This window comes from Skermanella aerolata KACC 11604, from assembly GCF_000936425.1.
Lineage (GTDB): Bacteria > Pseudomonadota > Alphaproteobacteria > Azospirillales > Azospirillaceae > Skermanella > Skermanella aerolata.
In genome coordinates this window covers 1-6,238 of the sequence record NZ_AVFK01000114.1, presented here as the reverse complement: position 1 = coordinate 6,238, position 6,238 = coordinate 1, and the positions used below count along the sequence as shown (strand labels likewise).

The window sequence follows — 6,238 nt, the reverse complement described above, 5'->3', positions numbered from 1 at the left end:
CCCGCCGAAGTAGAGGTGCATCGGCCGGCGGCGGCGATTGCCCCGGACGAATCCTACCAGAGGCCCGACCCCGGTGCCGGCGCCGATCAGGATCACCGGCGCGCGGCCACCCGTAGGGCGGAACTCGGGGTTGGGCTTGATGAAGGCCTCGATCCGGTCCCCAGGCCGCAGAGCGTGCAAATGGCCCGAGCACAGCCCGCCCGGATGCTTGCGCACGCAAATCTCCAACCACCCGTCACTCGTACCAGAGGCCAGCGAGTAATAGCGCGGCATGTCACTGCCCGGCGCCTGGATACCCACCAGATCGCCCGCGGCGAAGCGCGGGAAGGACCGACCCGTTAGCCGTGCCAGCAGGCCACGGTGCGGCGGGGCGAAACGGAAGATGCTGGTCGGCGCCTGAACCGCCTCGCCATAGTCGCTGCGCGCGAGCAGCGTCAGCGTGTGGCTGCGCGGGCGGACGGGCATATGGGTCAGCGTCAGCCCTTCGCCCAGAACCTCGGACAGCTCGGCGCCCCAGCGGGCGAACGCCTGCGCGGATTGACAGTCGATGGTGGCAAACGGCATCAGCGACGGCCAGCCCTTTCGCGCCAGCGCTCTCTCGACATCCTGCGCGAACCGGCAGAATTTCGGGAACTGCCGGTCGCCGAAGCCAAGGACCGCGACGGGGCGGGCGGGTGCTGTCCGCATCGCCTCAAGCCGCGCCATGAAGCGTTTGGCCGACGCGGGCGCCGTCCCATCACCATAGGTCGCGGCGAGGATCAGCATCCGGTCGGCGTGCGGATAAGCGGGTGCCAGGCTGTCCATCGCGCCGGTATGCACCTTGTGGCCGTTCGCGGTCAGGGCATCGTGCAGGGTGCGGGCGAAACCCCAGGTGCTGCCGCTCTCGCTGCCGACAAGGATTACGGTATCAGCCGACCGCGCGGATATGTTCGCCTTGATCCGGGGCCGAGTGCGGCGGCGCGATGCCCAGACCAGCACGCCGGTTACGGACATCACGGGCACGGCCAGCGCCGTCACCCCGAGGATCAGGCCGAGCCACCAAAGGCCTTGCCCGGTGTGCAGCATGTAGATCGTTTCATAGACCCGCCGCGCCGCGCCATGGTCGCGCCACACCAGCATCAGCCCGGTCGCCTGATCGACATAACCATCGCCGGTGGCGGTCTTGATGCGGTAGGCATCCGTCGGGTCATCCAGATAGGGGAAGGTCAGTTCACGCAAGTCGCCCAGGTCGATGTTCCGGAAAGCGTCGATCCAGTTCACCGGCATGGTCGGGCCGCCATTCACCTCCGCCGGCATGCCAGGGGCCTTGGCTGTGCCGCCGGGGATCACGTCGAACGTCGCCAGCGACATGTACATCCCGGTCAGCGCCGACAGCATCAGCCCCGCCACCGCCATCCGCCCGAAATCCACATGCAGGCGCTGGCGGCGCGAGCCGCGCGCACGGCCCAGGATTCGCGACCATCCCCCCATGCGCCGCGCGGTCATCTGAAGGCCCGACACCGCCAGCATCAGCATCGCCAGCGCCCCCAGCCCGGCGGCAATCCGTCCGGCATCGTCCAGAAAGAGCGACCGGTGCAAGTTGGTCACCCAGCGCTCAACGCCGGAGGGCACATAGTCCGCAACCGACTGACCGCTCGCCGGGTCCACGACCACCGAGGCGGGGAAGCCATTTTCGAAATACAGAACAGTGACCTTGCCCGAAGGCGCGCGCCGTATCTGCTCGACACCCGGATAGCGGTCCGCGATCCGTCCGGCCAGATCGGCTGCGCTGATCGTGCCCGCCGGTGCGGTGACAGCACCGCTGCGCTCCAGCGCGGGAAAGACCGACAGAACCGCACCACTCAGCGCCAGGACGCTGACCAGAAGTGCCGCCAGGAGGCCGGGAAACTTGTGAAGCTGACGCAGCACGACGCACCGCCTTTCGGAAATCGGGGATCACAGGCCATAGGTGAGGCTGCGGATATAGCGGCGGCCCGATACCGGCTGTCCGGCCCCGGCGCTCGTGAGCGGAACGACCACTTCGGACGGGCTGTCGCGCATATCCTCGACCGCGGCGTCGATGTGCAGCTTATAGCCCGCGTCGAACAGCGCGTCGGCCAGATCTACCGTGATCTTGAGCGTGCCCCCGGCGCCGACACTGGCCCCGGTGATGCCATTGATCTCGGCCGCATTTCCGCCGGTGGCGCGGTGCCAGTCGCGCAGATGCTCGTAGTATTTGGATTTGCCGCCCGCCATCCAGAGGCTGCCGGCATAGGCGCCCTTCGCATCGGTCACATAGAGCGCCAGATAGGCCCCGTCGCCACCGTAGTTGTTCAGCGTGGTGGTCAGTGTGACGGGTTTCGCCATGGCGATCTGCGGCATGGTCAGCGCGGTGGTCAGAGCGAGGGCGGCGAGCAGGGGTTTCATCGTTTGAGCCTCCGGTAACGTTTTCGATCGGGTCAAACTGACCGCGCCACCTGACAAGCCCCTGAACGTCGGAAGAAATCAGCTTCAGGTCGCTGTCAGGTTTCACCTGGCTTCAATGAAAAATGCCCCGCGCGAGGGGGCGGGGCGTAGCGCGAGGCGATGCGGCACGGAGGAAACGTCGGGTCGGATCGACCGACTTGCTTATCCGGACTCAGTTGGCGGCTGCGTGCCAGTCGGGATGATCGAAGTAGTCGCCGTAAGCGTGGAGTGTCCGCATCAACTTGATGGCGCCCTCGATACGGCCATTGTCCTTCCTCATCATTTCGGCACCATCGAGAATGTCGGCGATGACCAGGTGGAGCTGGGCATCGGCCTCCGGTGGCAAACGACAATTTCGGACGAGGCCATCGACCTGGCTCTCTACCCGGTCAGCCAAGGCAGCGTACTCGGCCGCCGAAAAGTTGCCCCCATGGATCTGACCCATAGAGGCGCGCAGGGTGGCGCGGATCTCGGTCATCCCCTCGCGCAGGGCGGCGTCGCTTGGCCACTTCTGACCATCGTTGAGGGTCAACTCGGCAATTGCAGCACCTGTGTCGGCGTGCCCTTGGTGGGAAGGCGAAACCGCCGCCAAGCTATCCCCAGTCGTGGCTGACATCAGGCTTGCCGCAAGCAGCGCGGACAGCAGAGGCTTTCGTACGTTCATGACTTGAACTCCTCTTGAAAAATCCGAACCAGCGGATCTCAGGCGCGGATCGTCACTCGATCACTGCGGAAGGCCGCGCGTCCTTGTTGAACAGGCGGTTGGCGGGCGTCGTCGTCTGCGGCGCGGAGGCCGGCGCCGTGGCGCGCGCTCCGGTCACATAGCGCGACGGGTCCGCGCCGGGGCGAAACTCGACCTCCAGCCTGACCAGTGCCAGCGTGCCCGGATCAAGCGTCGCCTCGACGTCATTGCCGTCGGCGTCCCGGCCCTTGACCTCGTAGCAGCCGTCATCGACCTTGACGCGCCGGACTTGCCATCCGAACCCCTCGGCCGTGGCCACTACCGCCTCACGCGGCTGCCACTCGGACATGGTGGTGCCGCAATCGTCTTCGTCGGCCAGCGCCATTCCCGCGCCAAGCGGGCTAAGCAGGACGGCAACGGCAAGAACTGTCTTTCTCATCTTTGGTATTCCCGTAATGGGATGGCGATGTCTTATCCCTGACACCCGATCCTGAAGGCCACCTGAAGTCTTTATTGAAATCCGCTTCAGGTGGCCGTCAGCTTCGCACGGCATTAAAGGGCGGCAAGATCATGAGGAGCCGGACAAATGCGTGTGCTGCTGGTGGAGGACGACACGATCCTGGGCGCCGCCGTGCGCGATCAGATCCGCGCCGACGGCCATTCGGTGGATTGGGTCACACGGCTGGACGCCGCTGACGATCATCTGGCAATCGCTTCCTACGATCTGATCCTGCTGGACCTGATGCTGCCCGACGGGCGGGGCGTTCCTTTCCTGCGCGGCTTGCGCGCCAGGGGCGATGTGTCGCCTGTCATCATCCTGACCGCGCTCGACCAGATCTCCGACCGGATCGAGGGGCTGAACGCGGGAGCCGATGATTACATGGTCAAGCCTTTCGATTTGTCGGAACTGTCGGCGAGGCTGAAAGCGGTGGCGCGCCGGTATTCCGGCAATCCGAACCCGCTGATCACGATCGGCGATCTCGCGATCGACCTTGCCGCGCGTCGGGTCACCCGCGCAGGCAAGCCGGTGGCGCTGACCGCCCGCGAATGGGTCCTTTTCGAAGCGTTCGTGCAGCGCCCAGGTCAGCTTATGTCGAAGGGGCAATTGGAAGAGCGGCTCTATGCCTTCGATGACGAGGTCGAAAGCAACACGACCGAGGTCCATATCAGCCGCTTGCGCAAGAAGCTGGGGCACGAGGTCATCGAGACCGTGCGGGGTATCGGCTATCGCCTCGGGGCTGGCGGATGACCGTGCCGCGCAGCCTCCAGGGGCGGCTGTCGCTGGCGCTGGCGCTTGGGCTGACGGTGCTGTGGACGGCGGCGGCGTTGGTGACGACCCTCATTCTGCACGCGGAACTGGATCAGGTCTTCGACAGCGCGCTTGAGGAAACGGGGCAGCGGATACTGCCGGTCGCCGTGCTGGAGATCCTCAACCGCGAAGAGGACGACACCATCACGCAGCGCGTGACGACGCTGCGCGCGCATGAGGAATACTTTACATATCTTATACGCGATGCCGCGGGCACGGTGCTGATGCGCTCGCATGCGGCGGACGAGGCCGCTTTCCCACCCTTTACCGGCACCGGCTTCACCTCGACGCCCGCGCATCGCATCTATCACGACGCGGCCCTGCAAGGCACGGTCACGATTTCGGTGGCCGAACCCCTGGCGCATCGGCGCGAGGTCGCGCGTGAAACGGTTTGGGCACTCGCCCTGCCGCTAGCCCTGCTGGTTCCGCTCAGCCTTCTGGGGGTCTGGGCGCTGGTGCGGAGCTCGATGCGACCGATCCGGGCGTTCCGGGATGCGATCGCGATGCGCGGCAGCGGCGATCTTGCTCCGGTGCCGGCGGGTGATCTCCCTACCGAAATCGAACCTGTCGCTGGCGCGGTGAATGCCCTTTTGGACCGGCTGCGCCGCGCGCTGGACGCCGAGCGCAGTTTCACCGCCAACGCCGCTCATGAACTGCGCACCCCCGTCGCGGCGGCGCTGGCACAAACCCAGCGCCTGATCGCCGAGACCGGCGAGGGGGCAGACCACGACCGCGCCCGGGACATTGAGGCAGCACTCAAGCGCCTTGCGCGCCTATCGGAAAAGCTGATGCAATTGGCCAGGGCTGAAGGCGGGCGACTGCGGGCCGAACGCGCGATGGATATTGCGCCCGTCCTTGGCATGGTTGTGGATGAGCTGCGCAAAGGAACCGGCGAGATGGGCCGGATTGAAGCCCGAATGCCCGAGGGGGAGATCCAGTCCGTCATGGATCCCGACGCCTTCGCTATCCTGGCCCGTAACCTGATCGAAAATGCCTTGTGCCACGGTGCATCCGATGAACCGGTGCGCGTCGTAATGATGCGGAACGGTGTGCTGCGCGTCACCAATGGCGGCCCGCCCGTGCCGCCTGAAACCCTCAACCGTCTTTTCCGCCGCTTTGAGCGGGGCCGGACCGCCGCCGACGGCTTCGGGTTGGGCCTCGCCATTGCCGACGCTATTGCCAGGGGGAGCGGGGCTAAGCTAGTGCTGCATTCCCCGGCATCCGGCCGTACCGACGGGTTCGAAGCGGTTCTGTCTCTCAATAGCGCCACGTGAGCTATGGCGGAATTTGGGTGACGAGGTTATCAGGCGGCGCTGTGTGATGTCGGCACGCTGACCTCGATGCCGTCGCGGAATTTGACGCCCCGAATGACTTTGGGCAACTGGTTTTCGCCCTGAAGCCGTCGCCAGGTTCTGGATGCTGCCGAGATGAGCTTGAAGACCATGAGCTTGGCGGTGTCCTGCGAGAGCGCGCCTTTGGTTCGGACCGTGCGGTGCCGGACCGTGGCGAACACGCTCTCGATCGGATTTGTCGTCCGCACGTGGTCCCAATGTTCGGCGGGGAAGTCATAGAAGGCCAGCAAGGCATCGCGGTCTTTGGTCAGGCATTCGACGGCTCCGGAATACTTGGCACCGTACTTCTTCTCGAAGACGTCGAGGGCACGCTCCGCGGCCTTGCGGTCGGGCGCCATCCAGATTTCCCGCAGGTCCTGCTTGACCGCAGGCTGGACGGATTTCGGTATTTTGTTGAGGGTGTTGCCGGTTTTGTGCACCATCCGAACGCAATTGGTACCGTTCGATTTA

The 6,238-nt window shown here is 65.4% G+C and carries 7 protein-coding genes; 2 read left to right on the top strand and 5 right to left on the bottom strand.

Going from position 1 to position 6,238, the window contains the following annotated elements; genetic code table 11:
* From N826_RS38245 to N826_RS38230, 4 genes are all read right to left on the bottom strand, one after another.
* On the bottom strand, positions 1-1,908 hold a 1,908-nt coding region (locus N826_RS38245; RefSeq protein WP_044437741.1), incomplete at its 3' end, for a PepSY domain-containing protein.
* Positions 1,909-1,935: 27 nt separating this feature from the next.
* Positions 1,936-2,406, bottom strand: a complete 471-nt coding sequence (locus N826_RS38240; protein WP_044437739.1) for a DUF2271 domain-containing protein — start codon at positions 2,404-2,406, stop codon at positions 1,936-1,938.
* Positions 2,407-2,617: 211 nt separating this feature from the next.
* Positions 2,618-3,109, bottom strand: a complete 492-nt coding sequence (locus N826_RS38235; RefSeq protein WP_044437738.1) for a hypothetical protein — start codon at positions 3,107-3,109, stop codon at positions 2,618-2,620.
* 52 nt (positions 3,110-3,161) lie between these two features.
* Positions 3,162-3,566 (bottom strand): PepSY domain-containing protein, encoded by a 405-nt coding sequence (locus tag N826_RS38230; RefSeq protein WP_044437736.1) that lies wholly within the window; start codon positions 3,564-3,566, stop codon positions 3,162-3,164.
* 147 nt (positions 3,567-3,713) lie between these two features.
* On the opposite strand from N826_RS38230, the gene N826_RS38225 reads away from it, so the two are divergent.
* Together N826_RS38225 and N826_RS38220 are read left to right on the top strand one after the other, a co-directional pair.
* A complete protein-coding gene (locus N826_RS38225; RefSeq protein ID WP_044437734.1) occupies positions 3,714-4,376 on the top strand; it encodes a response regulator in 663 nt (220 codons plus the stop codon).
* A complete protein-coding gene (locus tag N826_RS38220; protein ID WP_044437733.1) occupies positions 4,373-5,710 on the top strand; it encodes a sensor histidine kinase in 1,338 nt (445 codons plus the stop codon). The genes N826_RS38225 and N826_RS38220 overlap by 4 nt, the downstream gene beginning before the upstream one ends.
* A 29-nt stretch (positions 5,711-5,739) precedes the next feature.
* On the opposite strand, the gene N826_RS38215 is transcribed toward N826_RS38220, so the two are convergent.
* Positions 5,740-6,238 (bottom strand): IS256 family transposase (locus tag N826_RS38215; protein ID WP_044437742.1); only part of this gene is annotated, 499 nt, incomplete at its 5' end.